Source organism: Empedobacter sp. UBA7494 (assembly GCF_002478465.1).
Classification (GTDB): domain Bacteria; phylum Bacteroidota; class Bacteroidia; order Flavobacteriales; family Weeksellaceae; genus Empedobacter; species Empedobacter falsenii_B.
Genome location: NZ_DLOC01000097.1, coordinates 1 through 14404, shown reverse-complemented (window position 1 = coordinate 14404; position 14404 = coordinate 1). Strand labels below are relative to the sequence as shown.

Sequence of the window (14404 nt, the reverse complement as noted above, 5' to 3'; positions counted from 1 at the left end):
TTGCAAATATACAACCCATTTTTCCGAACTTCCAAACATACTTTACATTTATTTTACATTCTTCCCTTAAGTTGCTGGTACGATGGGAAATATTTTTTGTTTTTTTTAGATGTGAGAAGTGAGATTGGTGATTTCAGGCGGGAAAAGCCCATTTTTAGCGCAAAAAATGATTAAACGTTTTGCTTTTCTTGAACAATAGAAAAGTAAAATGGATACTTTTGAAGGAACTACTCAGGAGGAATTCCGTGAAACGGGATACATTTAATTAAAAAAATAAATAAACTTCTAATTTTGTTTAACGTGTAAAAAAGATTTACATTCGTACTATATATATAATATGCGCGATGATTTCGAAAGAAAAAGAATATTTTGAGATAATAAATAAGATTTACCTAAAAGTAATTGAAGAAGAGAATTTAGGTGAAACAGCTAACTATATACCAGAATTATCTAAAATAGACGGCAAGAAATTTGGAGTTTCTTTATTGTTTACGGATCAACTTCAATTTGGATTTGGTGATTGTGAAGAAAAATTCTCGATTCAAAGTATTTCAAAAGTGTTGCTTTTGGCTTTAGTTTATAGAGAAATTGGCGAGAAAATTTGGGAAAGAGTTGATGTAGAACCTTCGGGAACGCCTTTTAATTCATTGTTGCAATTAGAAACTGACAAAGGAATTCCTAGAAATCCATTTATTAATTCAGGTGCTTTAGTGGTTTGCGACATCTTAATTGATATTTGTGATGATCCGAAAGCATATTTTTTGGATTTTATTAAAAAGGTTTCTGGTAATTATTCTATTCAATATTCTGATAAAATTGCAAAAAGTGAATTTTCTATCGCTTATCGTAATGCAGCTTTGACAAATTTTATCAAATCATTGGGCAACATTCATAATTCTCCTGACGAAGTTCTAGATTTGTATGTTTATATCTGCTCGATTGAAATGTCGTGTATGGAATTGAGTAAAACTTTTTCTTTTTTGGCCAATAAAGGAAAAAACTTGTTTGATGATTATCAAGTTTTCAACATTAGTCAAACAAAAAGAATCAACGCTATTATGCAAACTTGCGGTTTCTATGATGAATCTGGCGAATTTGCTTTTCGAGTTGGATTACCAGGAAAAAGTGGTGTTGGCGGAGGAATTGTTGCAATTATGCCCAAATATTACATTGTTTCAGTTTGGAGCCCTAAATTAAACTTAAAAGGAAACTCCTATCGAGGAATGAAATTTTTGGAAGAATTTACAACCGCAACAGAGGATTCTATTTTTTAGAATTAATAATCTCCATCACTTTATTCACCGTTTCTTCTAAATTCATGTTCGAATTATCGACTTCTATTGCGTCATCAGCTTTACGAAGTGGAGAATATGCGCGATGAGAATCGATATAATCTCTTTCGTTCACATTTTTCAACACCTCATCCAAAGAAATATTTTTCCCTTGTTGTTGATATTCTAAAAAGCGACGTTGCGCACGAACTTCTGGTGAAGCGGTGACAAAAATTTTGATATCTGCATTAGGAAAAACTGTTGTTCCAATATCGCGACCATCCATCACAATACCTCCTTTTTTTCCCATTTGCTGTTGAAGCGATACACAATAATCGCGAACAGCAGGAATCTCAGAAATTGGACTAACCATTTTAGAAACTTCCATCGTACGAATATCAGCTTCTACATTTTCACCATTCAAAAAGCTAAGATTCTTTTGAGTTATACTATCTTGTTTAAATTCTATCTTGATATCAGATAAATTGGTTATTAATGCATGTTCATCAATTTTATTATCGACAATATACTGATGTTTAAACGCATACAAAGTCACAGCACGATACATTGCACCACTATCAATATGTGTATAACCAAGATTTTTTGCAATAATTTTTGACATCGAACTTTTTCCTGTAGAAGAATATCCGTCGATTGCAATAATTAAATTTTCTTTCATCTATATAGAATTGAAGACAAAGATAAGATTTTATAGTTGTTTGAAAAGTTTTTATAACCAAGGATTACTTCTCCAATAATCTCGGCCTTGAATAATTCGGTCTAAATTGAGAATCAAACCAAAGTGATTAGAACCTCCAGATTTGTGGTAATTCGCATGACTAAACTCAAATCGGAACGCATTTATACGGATTCCAAAACCATACGTTAAGCCAGATAGAGAACGAATTCCTTCGGCTGCTAATTCATTTCCACGTTTGAAATTATATCCTAAACGCATATTAAAATCTGATTCGGGAAATAATTCTGCACCAACCGAAATATGATCAATCATTTTTCTTCCAGCAGAGACTTCTTGTCCGTTTTTATTATAAGGTTGAGAAATATCAAACTTCTGTAAATCGTGCAAAGAAAACGTAAATTCTAACGGAACATGTTCTAATCGATGCGAAATACCCAAATTAACTTGCGTTGGCATATCTTCTTTTTTGCCATTATACGTTTGAATTTGTTGACCGATATTACGCACAACCAACGAAACATTGATATTTTTATCAAAATCGTGGTACGAAAGACCAACATCTCCAGCAATTGCTGAGGATTTATATGATTCGATTGTAGAATTAATGTATTTTAAATTTGCTCCAACTGTCCAATAATCGCCCAAAACACGTGCATAACCAACTGTAATTGCAGCATCATTTGCTTTGAAATTTCCTGTCACATTTCCATTTTCGTCAGTTCCAATTAATTTTCCATAATCAACATATTGACCATGAACAGAAACAAAGTTTTCTTGATCGATTTCATAAACCGTCGAAAATGTTCCAAAATCTACATCCGCAATATAATTGACGTAATTGATTCCGAATTGTCCGTGCATTTCTCGGTTCATCAAAGCAGGATTCCATAAAGAAGAATTTGGATCAGCATCCCAAGAAGTTGCAGCATTTCCTCCCAAAGCCGCTTGACGTGGAGAAGTTGTAATGTTCAAAAACTCGTAAACACGCGTTCCATCTTGCGCAAAAATCGAAGTCGATAGCGCGATAAACAATAATGTACTTAGCTTTTTAAACATTTAGCAAAAATAAAGATTTTGTAGAATAACGAAAACAGAATGATTTTGGTATGTATGAAACAAAATTTTAGGCTTTCTGAAAAAAAGCTTAACTTCAATTTACCTAAAAAATACTTTATGGAATTTTTAATTGCCATTATTATATTCGTATTGATTGTGATTTTGTTCAACAAAGTTTCGCAACTAAAAAAACAACTTGATTATCAAGAAACTAAGCTAAAATATTTGCAAGAGCAATTGGATGCGAAAGAAATTAAAACTGAATCAAAACCAATTGTTGAGCAACCAAAAATAGTTGAAGAGAAAAAAATTGAACCTCAACCAGAAGTTGTTTCCTATCATAAAGTTGAAATGCCAAAAGGTATTTTTGACAAAATTCCACCAAAACAAACAACTGAAATCAGTTTTGATAAAAATCTCAACAGCGCAATTGCATTTATCAAAGACAATTTCTTGACGATTTTCGGAATTGTAACCTTAGTTCTAGGAATTGCTTACTTCGTAAAATATGCAATTGATCAAAATTGGATTAACGAAACTTTTCGCGTGATGATTGGAATTGGAGTTGGTTTAGGAATTATTGGAATTGCTCATTTTATTCGGAAAAATTTTGAAATCTTTTCTTCCATTTTAATTGGTGGCGGATTAACCGTTTTATATTTCACCTTAACCATTGCCTTCCGAGAATATCATTTACTTTCTCAAAATACCACTTTTGGGTTATTAACAATTGTGACTATTTTTTCTATCGTGATGGCAATGTTATATAATCGACAAGTTTTAGCCATTTTCTCGATTATTGGTGGTTTTACCGCTCCGTTAATGATTAGTACAGGAGAAAGCAATTTTGTATTTCTGTTTGGTTATTTAACAATTCTGAATCTAAGTATGCTGTACATGGCTTGGCGAAAAAACTGGCAAATCATTTCATTTATCGCGTTTGCTTTTACCTTTATATATAGTATTGCGTGGATTGACGATTCCAAAACCTCAACGCAATATCTTTTCTTTGGCTTGCTTTACGTTATTTTTACGGCAACAAGTCTGTTGAATTATTTCAAAAAAGGAGAATTTTCGGTTTGGAATTGCCTTTTACTAATTTTCAATACCATTTTATCAACCGTTTTAATTTCTTCGGTTTATTATTTTATTGTTGGAAATAACAATGGTTTAATGGCTTTCTTATTTGGATTGATAAACGCTTTCGGAACATTTTACATCTACAAAACATCTAAAAATAATTTATTACAAAATACCTTAATCGGTTTGAGCATTGCGCTTATCACAACTGCGATTGCCTTACAATTTAAAGCAAATGTCGTTTCGATTTGTTTCGCGATTGAATCAACTTTATTACTATTTCTTTGGAAAAAAAGTAAAGAAAATATTTTCAAAGTCTTTTTCATTGCGATGTTTCCATTTTTATTGATTGCTTTATGCGTCAATTGGTTTGATTATATTGATACTAAAAAACATTTAGTGGTAATTTTCAATCACGTTTTCATTACAAGTTTTATTGCATTAATTTGTTCTGTTGTCAATATTTATTTGATGAAAGATTTCGAAACCGAAGAACAATTTTTAGGTTTCAAGCTCAATCATTCCAAATTTATCTTCATATCAACATCACTTTTATTGATGTACACAGGAATTTTGTTCGAATTAATTTATCAGATCGAACCTTATTTCAACTTTATGATGATTGTAAGTTATGTATTGATTTATACATTATTCTTTATTGCTTTTATTTTAACGCTACGCGAAAAACTAAATTTAGGAAATACCTTGCAATTTGTTTTACAAATTTCTGCGGCTTTTTGCATTCTATTTTTACCAATGTTTGCCGAAATTCCATTATTACCAAACAAAACAAATTATAACATCGGTAGTTATTTTCTTTATTTGAGTTATCTCATTCCAACCGCTTATATTATTTATTTAGTTGTGAAAAGTAGCGATTTCCAAAGCTCCAAAGCAAAACAAATCATCAGCATGCTTGTCTTGGTTTATGTGATTAGTTTCGAGAAATACAATGGTTTTATGTTGATAACACTTGACGAAAGCTCTTCTAATTTCTCGCATCAAGCCGATATTTTCCGAATGATATTATTACCAATTATTTGGGCAGTTTTAGGATTTGTATTGATTTATTTCGGATTAAGAAAACAATTGAAAGGTTTTCCTATTGTTGGAATTATATTATTTGGATTGATTATTCTAAAATTATATTTCGTAGATGTTTGGGAAATGAGCAATATTTTCAGAATAATATCTTTTATTGTTTTAGGAATTTTAATCTTATTAACTTCTTTTATGTATCAAAAACTAAAAAATTTGATGGTTAATTTGATGGAAAAACCGAGCGAAAACAAAGAAGCTGAACAATAATGTTCAACTTCTTTGTTAATTATTTCTTCTCAATGCTTCAGCAATGACACGCATATCATCCGAAGAAGGTAACTCGAAAATTTCTAAATGGAAATATGGAACAACCGCAATAATATGATCGAAAATATCAGCCATAATCACTTCATATTCGTTCCAAACCGTTGTATTTGTAAACATAAATAACTCAATTGGCAAACCGTGTTCGGTTGGTTGAAGTTGCCGAACCTCGAACATCAAATCTGTTCTAATTTTTGGACTATTATAGGTATATGTCTTGATATATTGTCGAAAAAGACCAATATTTGTCATTCGTCTTCCATTCGCCAAAATCGTTGGATCAACTTTATTCGATACATTATATTGATTGATTTCATTCGTTCTATCCACAATAAAATCGTGTAACATGCGGATTTTTTTTAATTCTTCAATTTCTTCTTCTGTCAAAAATCGAATCGAATTCATTTTAATATTTATCGAACGTTTAATGCGGCGTCCACCAGCATTTTGCATACCGCGATAATTACGAAACGAATCTGAAACCAAGGCATACGTCGGAATTGTTGTAATTGTTTTATCAAAATTCTGAACTTTTACCGTTCCTAAATTAATCTCGGTAACATTTCCGTCTGCGCCATATTTTGTCATTTCAATCCAATCTCCAACGCGCACCATATCATTCATCGAAACCTGAATACTCGCCACAAAACCTAATATTGAATCTTTAAAAACCAACATCAAAACCGCCGAAGCCGCTCCCAAAGAAACCAAAAATGTAATAGGCGATTTTCCTGTCGCAATCGAAAAAATTAGAATTCCGCAAACAAAGAAAACTAAAATATTCATCACTTGCAGATAACTATCAATTGGTTTATCTGAAAAAGATTTATTACCTCGAAGAAAATCCCTGAACGATTTAAAAATTGCATTAAACAACAATCCAACAGCAATTACCAATGCAACATCTGTAATTTGCATCGCAATTTTGATCCAATTCGGAAATCCTTTGAAAATAAGTGGAATTGCTTCTTTGGCGACAATTACTGGAACAATATGTGTCGCGAATTGTAAAACCCTGTTCTTGATCAATAAATCATCAATCTTGGTTTTACTTTTTGCAATAAAGTTGGTTAAAACGAGTAGTAACACTTTTCGTAATAAAAAATCGATCGCATACAATATAATAACTAACAAAATTGATAGAATAATTGTTGTCATTATTGTGGTAGAATAACTCGATAATCCCAATTTAGCAATCATTTCGAGCATTGAGCGATACACATCGCTTTGAATATTTTCGTCTAAAAGTTCCATCTGAATAAAAACTAATACAACAAAAATAAGTTTATCCTTTTCATAATTTACAACAACTGATAAATTACATTGAAATTTGTTGGTTTCTTAATTTATCTTGGTTCAAAACAATGAAAAGATTATATTTGTTAGATTAATCTAACTTATTTATTAAAATTAATGTTTTCAAACCCGTTGATATTTGCTTTTAGTTTAACCTTTCTTGCCGGAATTAGTACTGGAATTGGAAGCCTTTTGTGTTTATTGTACAAAAAATTCAATCCAAAATTCTTAGGCGTAATGTTAGGAATTTCTGCTGGCGTAATGCTTTATGTCTCTTTTGTAGAAATTTTGACCAAAGCAAAATTATCTTTATCAACAGTTTTTGGAGAAAAATTAGGTTACACATATACTTTATTGGGATTTTTTACTGGAATTTTAATCATTATTTTAATCGATAAAATATTACCTCATCATCATTGCGAAGAAAATAAAACAGAAACAAACGATCAGAAATTATTGCGTTTGGGATTATTTTCAGCTTTAGCTTTATCGATTCATAATTTCCCTGAAGGATTAGCAACTTTTTTGTCCGCTTTAGAAAATCCAACTTACGGAATTTCTATTGCATCAGCTATTGCTATTCATAATATTCCAGAAGGAATTGCCGTTGCTATTCCAATCTATTACGCTACAAAGAATAGAAAAAAAGCATTTCTATATTCTTTTTTATCAGGATTAACAGAACCGATTGGCGCATTAATTGGCTATTTTGTGTTGTTACAATTTTTTGATGAATCAATTTTTGGAGCAATCTTCGCGAGTGTCGCAGGTATGATGGTTTATATTTCGATTAATGAATTAATTCCGACCGCTAACGAATACGCTGGAAAAAAATTATCAACTTACGGAATTGTAATCGGAATGTTTGTAATGGCGGTTAGTCTTGTACTTTTTATGTAAAAACAAAAAAACTTCCCAATGAGAGAAGTTTTTGTATGAATTTATATTTAAAATTTTAAGTTGTCTGAGGTAATTCTCTCGTTAACCAACCACTTCTTCCTGCTGTTACAATGGCATAAGGCGTAATCCAAAAAAGCGTGAACATATAGAAAATACTATAAACGTATGCTAATAGCGCTTCGTTAAAATTGTATTTTTTCGCATAAAAAATCATCTGAATACTTGAAAAAACTAAAACGCCAGACAATGTACTTGTGATGAATAAAATTGGATGAGTTGCGACAAAAAATATTAAAATTAAAAATAATGGAATTGCCATGATTAATTTTACCCATTGCATCATCAGAATTATACGAGTTCCTGCTGTAGAACCTTCTCTAAAGTTGGTGAAAGCAAATTTTGTCATCATAATATTCTCACGAACATTACTTCTTTCCCAACGAATAAACATTTTGTACAAATTCTTATAACGTTCTGGAGTATTGGTATAAACCATTGCATTTTTCTGAAAATAGACATGTTTACCTTGTTTCAAAATCATATTTGTCAAAGCTCTATCCTCACCGATTGTACTTGGTTGCCCTAAAAAAGATTGATTTATCCATTCTTCCAAACAATTATGTACAACATCTTTTCTGTAAGCCGCTAACGCTCCAGGTGTACAAAATACAGAACCTAACGCACTTTGAGCAGATCGAACAAACTCAAAACTGAATGTAAAACTAACACTCAACATTTTAGGAATCAAACCTTTTTCTTTATTCAATACACGAACATTACCAGCGACAGCACCACAATTTTCATTCACTACAAAAGGACTTACCAAGTTTCTAAGCGTAGATTCATCAACAATAGAATCACTATCAACCGTCACAAAAACATCACCTTTTCCAATTTTGAAACCTTTATATAATGCATGACGTTTTCCCATATTTTTTGGCTGTTGAAAAAGTGTAACGCGATCGCCTAAAACTTTCTTCGCTTCAAGAAGCCATTTCCATGTATCATCTTTACTCCCATCATCAACGGCTAAGATCTCTAATTTTTCGGGTGGATAATTACTATCAGCCAAACTCAACAAAGTATCATATACTAATTTTCCTTCATTATATGCCGGAACAATAATGGTACAAGTTGGTAAATCTGCATCAGCAACATTTTTGACCGGTTTATATTTTATGAATAAATAGCCTAAATAAAAAAGGAAGGAAGTTTTAACAATAAGAAGTGCCAATCCAAGGCTATAAATAATAACACCCCACCAGGTAGATAATTTTGTGCTGTGCCATTGTAGAAATTCATTTTGGTAAATAAACAAAAAAAGAATAGAAGTTAGCATAATCACAAAAGTTGTAGCAATAACTAGATAATCTTTCTTTGTAAGGCAGTTTTTAGAAATTCTCTCTATGAATTTATTTCGTAAAGACTTTTTTTCTTGTTCATCCGATCGAATAACCTTTAACACTGTCTTATGCTCCGTGGTGGATAACAACGTCGTGTTTGCCAGATTGTTTTTTGAATCTATAGTAGTCATCTGAGTAATTTTAAAGTTTTAATTAAAAACTGAATAAAATGACAACTACTATGCCACCTAACGTTAATATAAAACTCAAGAAGTTAAATCTTTATTAAAAATTAAACACTTATAAACGACTGATTCTTAATAAAATTTCAATATGTATTCTACTTAAAAATTAGGCGTATAGTATGTTACATTTTAATCTGATTTCTTAATAAAAACAAAAAAACTTCCCGAAAAGAGAAGTAATTTTGAGAAATGATATAAATTAACACATGAGGATTTTGTTACTGCAAATGTATGCAGCAAATAAAACTCAAAGCTTAACAGAATATCAATAGATTGTTAAGCGAAGATTAAATAGAAAGATTATGAAAAATATAGTTTTACTTTTTTGCTTTACTATAATTTATAGTTGTTCGTCGTCTTCAGATTTTCACAACATAAATGATCCTATTGAAGATGGAAAGTATTGTGCAAATATCAAGGATAAACGAATAAGTCAACAAAGACATATCAATTAACCATAACAGCGAAAAATAATTATTTACAGAAAATTGATTGGCCAAATGGTGGATGGCTGGATAATACGCATTACAAACTTCCTGAGTTTTATGAAAACGAAGCTACTTTTACAGATGATAGAGCTCGAAAATTTGAAGTAAAAATTATACAAAAAGGAGAATGTAAATAAAAAAGCTCGAAACTAATGTTTCGAGCTTTTGCTTAGTACTCGGAGTGGGAATCGAACCCACACTCCAAAGGAACACGAGTTTGAGTCGTGCGCGTCTACCAATTCCGCCATCCGAGCCTTTATGGACTGCAAATATAATGTTAGTTTATTTATTTTTCCAACTATTTTTTAAACTTTTTACAGAATTATTTCTAACGTATCGTAAGCCAAATGTTTACCTTTTGGTAATTTTTCCTCTACTTCATCATGAAATCCCAAATGATGCGAAATATGTGTAAAATAAGTCTGCTTTGCACCTATCAAATCCGAGTATCGTATTGCTTCATCTAATAATATATGCGAAAAATGTTCTTGTTCTACTCGTAGTGCACTAATGATTAAAACTTCTACTCCTCGTAATTTTTCAAGCGATTCTGTTGGGATCGTTTTTACATCCGTTAAATAAGCAACTTTATCATCAATCAAATAGCCCAAAATAGGCAAAGGTCCGTGCAAAACTTTAATTGGTTCAATCGTAAATCCAGCAACCGAAAATTTATCTTCTTCTATAACATTCTCAATCACCGTTGGCACTCCAGGATATTTATGTTCAGCAAACATATATGGAAATCGATTATGTAATTCATCCAAAACTCTCTTCAAACCATAGACATTCATATCTTCTCCCGATTTGAAAACCAACGGACGAATATCATCCAATCCTAAGACATGATCATTATGTTCGTGTGTATATAATATTCCATCTAACCTTTGCGCATTATAACGCAACATTTGTTGTCTAAAATCTGGTCCACTATCTATCGTAACAACCTTTCCATCCTTTTCTAACAACAAAGAAGAACGCAAACGTTTATCTTTTTGATTTGTTGACAAACATACTGGATGATCGCTACCAATAATCGGAATTCCTTGTGAAGTCCCAGTTCCTAAAAAATGTATTTTTATATTTGATTTAGCCATAATGATTTGGTAAATTTACCACAAACTATTTGAAATTAAAATATGGCATTAGAACAAGTTCTTACTCCTAAACAAAAAGCTTTAGAGATCAATTTGAATCCGAAAATATACGGTTCTTTTGCAGAAATTGGAGCAGGTCAAGAGACCGTTCGTTTTTTTTATCGCGCAGGTGCTGCTTCGGGTACTGTTGCAAAAGCGATGAGTGCTTATGACAAAGAAATGTCCGATTCGATATATGGTGTAGAAGAAAATCGTCGTTATGTGACACAAGCTCGCCTTAAAAAAATGCTGGATCATGAGATGGAATTGATGAAAGAGCGTTTAATCCATGATCACTACAAAGAAAAAGCATTTTTTACGTACGCAAATACAGTAACAACAATTGATTATTCGAAGAAAAATGAAGGTCAAGGTTGGATTGGTTTACGCTTCAAATTGAATGCAGAAGAAGAAAAAGCAAACGAGATTATTTTTCACGTAAAATTCAAAGAAAATACGGCTCAATTGCAACAAGAAACTTTAGGTGTTTTGGGTGTTAATTTGATTTATGGTGCTTATTATTACTACGATAATCCTCGAAAATTAATCAAATCTTTGTACGATACGTTGGATAAAGATCAGTTAGAAATTGACATGATTAACTTTCGTGGTCCACAATTCAAATATGTTGATAATCGTTTAATGTCGCTTCAATTGGTTAAAAATGGAATGACTGATGTTGCGGTTTTCAATCCACAAGGAAAAAATATTTTACCTGCAGATTTATTATACAAGAAAAATATCTTTGCTGTTCGTGGTTCTTTCCGTCCTTTTATGAACGTCAATATGGATATGTTCAAAGGTGGTTTAGAAATTTTCAAACAGGAAGATGATGTTCGAACAGATAATACCGAAATTTTATTCGAGATTACGCTTTCTAACTTGATTGCTTCTGGTTTTGAAGGCGAATTGAATGAACGTGATTTCTTAGATCGGGCTGATATTATTGGTAGTTTAGGTTACAATGTAATCATTTCTAACTTTTCTGAATATTATAAATTGGTTGATTATTTCTCAAAATTTACTCGAAATCAAACCAAAGTTGGTTTAGCAATGGGTGTTAATAATTTAGTCGAAATTTTCAATGAGCAATATTATGCCGATTTACCAGGCGGAATTATGGAAGCTTTCGGAAAATTATTCAAGAAAAATGTAAAAGTTTATCTGTATCCATATTTAGACAAAGAAAAAGATATTTTGTTGACGTCGAAAAATCTACAAGTAAGTGATAGTGTGCACGAATTGTACAAATATTTCTTGTATAACGGAAGAATTCAAGATATTTTGAATTACAATAGAGGTTATTTAGATTCTTATTCGCGCCGAATTTTAGAAAAAATTGCTAACGCTGAACAAGATTGGGAAAATGAATGTCCAGAAGGTGTTGCTGATATTATTAAAGATCGTGGAATGTTTGGCTATAAATTGAAGTATATTTTGGAGTAATTTATGATGCCAATCTAAACTCGTTTCAAATTCTCATCATAAACAATATGCGATGTTGAAATAAATTCAACATGAAAAACCACTTCTGCAGAAGTGGTTTTTTATTTTTATTCTAAATATCTCTTCTTTTCTAAGATAAAGTCTTTAATATTATCATTTCTTTTAATACTAATATTTATTTTTGATTTATTCTTTAAAATATCGTTCTGAAAATATTTACAAATATTTTCTTTACTCAAATTAGTAAAATCCATTTCTTCAATACTAAGAATTTCATCACCTAACTCAAGATTACCTTCATCTTCAAATAATAGTTTAATATATGGTTTATTATTTTCAAATGAATAGCCAAAACCAAAAGAATCTAAAGATTTTTTATTAAAATCTATTGGTTCGTTTTTTAAATAAATGTACTTGTTGCTCCAATCTATTATTACTCCAAAATTTTCTAAAAACTTATTTCCAATTAAGTTTTTTTCTCCAGACATAAAAATATGATCACTAAAAACTTTTTTTCCAATCTCAAAAGTATCTAATTTAAAATAATAGTTTTCGGATATTTTACTTTTATTAAAAGCACCGATTGATGAAATACCTTTTACATTAACTTTTTGAGAATCTTTTACTGATATTAAATTTCTATCAATAGAAAAGCCTCCGTTAGAACCTGTGTCTAATTTAAAGTTGAAAACATGATTTTTTATTGTTATTGGAAGTAATGGTGTATTTTGTCCATCTGTTGAAAAAGGAATTTTTAAAAAATACGTTGATAAATCAAAATTATTTAAATCTTCTGTTATAGTAATATTTCTTTTTAAATAGTCAATATTCCAAAGTGCTAAAGCCATTAAATTTTCCCCTATAATTCCATCAATATTTAGACAATCAAATTCAAAACCTTTAAAATCATAAATATGTGCTTCTATATTATAAAAAGAGGATTTTCCTATTTTAATTTCTGAAACAAAGGTATTATTAATGATTTCACGATTGTTTTGTGAGTCCCTTATACTAGATGAAGATTGTACTTTTAAATTTAAATCTTTCTGAATTGACGTTGAAATAAATGTCAACGCTCCAGTATGTACCAAAAAATTATACTCTTTATTATTAATCGAAACTTTTATAAAAGGTAAATTATTTATGTATTCTAAATTTACTAAATCAATTGATTGATTCATTTTAAGAAATGATTTTTTAGTTTGAGCTAAAAGCATTGTGCTAAAAAAGATTAATATCAATGGAAAATATTTCATTTTGTTTTATTTAAAGACTCAAAGTAATCTGAAAAGTTACAAAAAAAGCTCCGAGTTTCCTCAGAGCTTAAAAATCATTATATAAAAATTCTTTCGAATTAATCTTAATCTTCTAATAAATCAGCTGGATCATCAACAGAAACTTCACCCGTAACAGGTTCACCTTTAATTAAAGCAACAATTTTAGCTTCAATTTCTTCTGCCAATTCAGGATTATCTTTCAATACTTCTTTTACAGCATCGCGACCTTGTCCTAATTTGCTATCGTTGTATGAATACCAAGAACCAGATTTGTTTACAATTCCTTTCTCAACACCCATATCCAAAATTTCTCCAACTTTAGAAATTCCTTCACCGTACATAATATCAAATTCTGCTTGACGGAATGGAGGAGCAACTTTATTTTTAACCACTTTTACTTTCGAGTGATTTCCGATTACCTCATCTCCATTTTTGATTTGAGTAGAACGACGGATATCTAAACGTACAGATGCATAGAATTTTAAGGCATTACCACCAGTTGTTGTTTCTGGATTACCAAACATAACACCAATTTTTTCACGTAATTGGTTAATGAAAATCGCTGTACATTTCGTTTTATTAATTGTTCCTGTCAATTTACGTAAAGCTTGAGACATCAAACGCGCTTGTAATCCCATACGAGAATCTCCCATTTCACCTTCAATCTCCGCTTTTGGAGTAAGTGCCGCAACAGAGTCAATTACGATAATATCTATCGCTCCCGAACGAATTAAGTTATCTGCAATTTCTAATGCTTGCTCACCATTATCTGGTTGAGAAATAATTAAGTTTTCTACATCA

Annotated in this window: 11 protein-coding genes and 1 tRNA gene; 4 read left to right on the top strand and 8 right to left on the bottom strand. The window is 30.9% G+C overall.

Translation table 11 applies throughout. The annotated features are described in order from the left end of the window. Nucleotides 1–344: 344 nt before the first annotated feature. A complete protein-coding gene (locus tag B4E95_RS11585; protein WP_291091651.1) occupies nucleotides 345–1274 on the top strand; it encodes a glutaminase in 930 nt (309 codons plus the stop codon). Here the strand turns inward: B4E95_RS11585 and cmk are convergent. Next, nucleotides 1264–1950: a (d)CMP kinase gene (cmk, locus tag B4E95_RS11580; RefSeq protein ID WP_291062196.1), complete on the bottom strand. Its 687-nt coding sequence runs from the start codon at nucleotides 1948–1950 to the stop codon at nucleotides 1264–1266. The two genes, B4E95_RS11585 and cmk, sit on opposite strands and share 11 nt — an antisense overlap. A gap of 51 nt (nucleotides 1951–2001) precedes the next feature. Then, nucleotides 2002–3027 carry a type IX secretion system protein PorQ gene (gene porQ, locus B4E95_RS11575; protein WP_280046534.1) on the bottom strand — a complete coding sequence of 342 codons (1026 nt, stop codon included), beginning with the start codon at nucleotides 3025–3027 and terminating at the stop codon, nucleotides 2002–2004. Between the two features lie 117 nt (nucleotides 3028–3144). On the opposite strand from porQ, the gene B4E95_RS11570 reads away from it, so the two are divergent. Next, a complete protein-coding gene (locus B4E95_RS11570) occupies nucleotides 3145–5415 on the top strand; it encodes a DUF2339 domain-containing protein (protein ID WP_291091649.1) in 2271 nt (756 codons plus the stop codon). A gap of 15 nt (nucleotides 5416–5430) precedes the next feature. Here B4E95_RS11570 and B4E95_RS11565 read toward each other — a convergent pair whose 3' ends face one another. Further along, entirely contained in the window at nucleotides 5431–6726 is a 1296-nt protein-coding gene (locus tag B4E95_RS11565; protein WP_291091647.1) for a mechanosensitive ion channel family protein, read from the bottom strand. 159 nt (nucleotides 6727–6885) lie between these two features. On the opposite strand from B4E95_RS11565, the gene zupT reads away from it, so the two are divergent. Then, complete coding sequence (gene zupT, locus B4E95_RS11560) at nucleotides 6886–7668, top strand: zinc transporter ZupT (RefSeq protein WP_291091645.1); 783 nt, start codon at nucleotides 6886–6888, stop codon at nucleotides 7666–7668. 55 nt (nucleotides 7669–7723) lie between these two features. Here zupT and B4E95_RS11555 read toward each other — a convergent pair whose 3' ends face one another. The 3 genes from B4E95_RS11555 to B4E95_RS11545 all read right to left on the bottom strand — a co-directional run bounded on the left by B4E95_RS11555 (nucleotide 7724) and on the right by B4E95_RS11545 (nucleotide 10841). Further along, complete coding sequence (locus B4E95_RS11555) at nucleotides 7724–9007, bottom strand: glycosyltransferase family 2 protein (RefSeq protein WP_414647062.1); 1284 nt, start codon at nucleotides 9005–9007, stop codon at nucleotides 7724–7726. A gap of 910 nt (nucleotides 9008–9917) precedes the next feature. Next, nucleotides 9918–9998: transfer RNA gene (locus B4E95_RS11550), tRNA-Leu, on the bottom strand. 60 nt (nucleotides 9999–10058) lie between these two features. Next, nucleotides 10059–10841 carry an MBL fold metallo-hydrolase gene (locus tag B4E95_RS11545; RefSeq protein WP_291091643.1) on the bottom strand — a complete coding sequence of 261 codons (783 nt, stop codon included), beginning with the start codon at nucleotides 10839–10841 and terminating at the stop codon, nucleotides 10059–10061. 42 nt (nucleotides 10842–10883) lie between these two features. Between B4E95_RS11545 and B4E95_RS11540 the strand changes: the two genes are divergently transcribed. Further along, nucleotides 10884–12326 carry a TonB-dependent receptor gene (locus tag B4E95_RS11540; protein ID WP_291062176.1) on the top strand — a complete coding sequence of 481 codons (1443 nt, stop codon included), beginning with the start codon at nucleotides 10884–10886 and terminating at the stop codon, nucleotides 12324–12326. 107 nt (nucleotides 12327–12433) lie between these two features. Here the strand turns inward: B4E95_RS11540 and B4E95_RS11535 are convergent, their stop codons facing one another. Then, on the bottom strand, nucleotides 12434–13582 hold the full coding sequence (locus tag B4E95_RS11535; RefSeq protein ID WP_291091641.1) for an aspartyl protease family protein: 1149 nt from the start codon (nucleotides 13580–13582) through the stop codon (nucleotides 12434–12436). Nucleotides 13583–13686: 104 nt separating this feature from the next. Next, the coding region (gene recA, locus B4E95_RS11530) for a recombinase RecA (protein ID WP_291091639.1) at nucleotides 13687–14404 on the bottom strand (718 nt) is incomplete at its 5' end.

What these genes read in the sequence shown, in the direction of transcription:
- B4E95_RS11555 (WP_414647062.1), bottom strand. Translation starts at nt 9,007, where the DNA reads ATGCTAACTTCTATTCTTTTTTTGTTTATTTACCAAAATGAATTTCTA.
- B4E95_RS11565 (WP_291091647.1), bottom strand. Translation starts at nt 6,726, where the DNA reads ATGGAACTTTTAGACGAAAATATTCAAAGCGATGTGTATCGCTCAATG.
- B4E95_RS11570 (WP_291091649.1), top strand. Translation starts at nt 3,145, where the DNA reads ATGGAATTTTTAATTGCCATTATTATATTCGTATTGATTGTGATTTTG.
- porQ (WP_280046534.1), bottom strand. Translation starts at nt 3,027, where the DNA reads ATGTTTAAAAAGCTAAGTACATTATTGTTTATCGCGCTATCGACTTCG.
- B4E95_RS11540 (WP_291062176.1), top strand. Translation starts at nt 10,884, where the DNA reads ATGGCATTAGAACAAGTTCTTACTCCTAAACAAAAAGCTTTAGAGATC.
- B4E95_RS11535 (WP_291091641.1), bottom strand. Translation starts at nt 13,582, where the DNA reads ATGAAATATTTTCCATTGATATTAATCTTTTTTAGCACAATGCTTTTA.
- B4E95_RS11585 (WP_291091651.1), top strand. Translation starts at nt 345, where the DNA reads ATGATTTCGAAAGAAAAAGAATATTTTGAGATAATAAATAAGATTTAC.
- cmk (WP_291062196.1), bottom strand. Translation starts at nt 1,950, where the DNA reads ATGAAAGAAAATTTAATTATTGCAATCGACGGATATTCTTCTACAGGA.
- zupT (WP_291091645.1), top strand. Translation starts at nt 6,886, where the DNA reads ATGTTTTCAAACCCGTTGATATTTGCTTTTAGTTTAACCTTTCTTGCC.
- B4E95_RS11545 (WP_291091643.1), bottom strand. Translation starts at nt 10,841, where the DNA reads ATGGCTAAATCAAATATAAAAATACATTTTTTAGGAACTGGGACTTCA.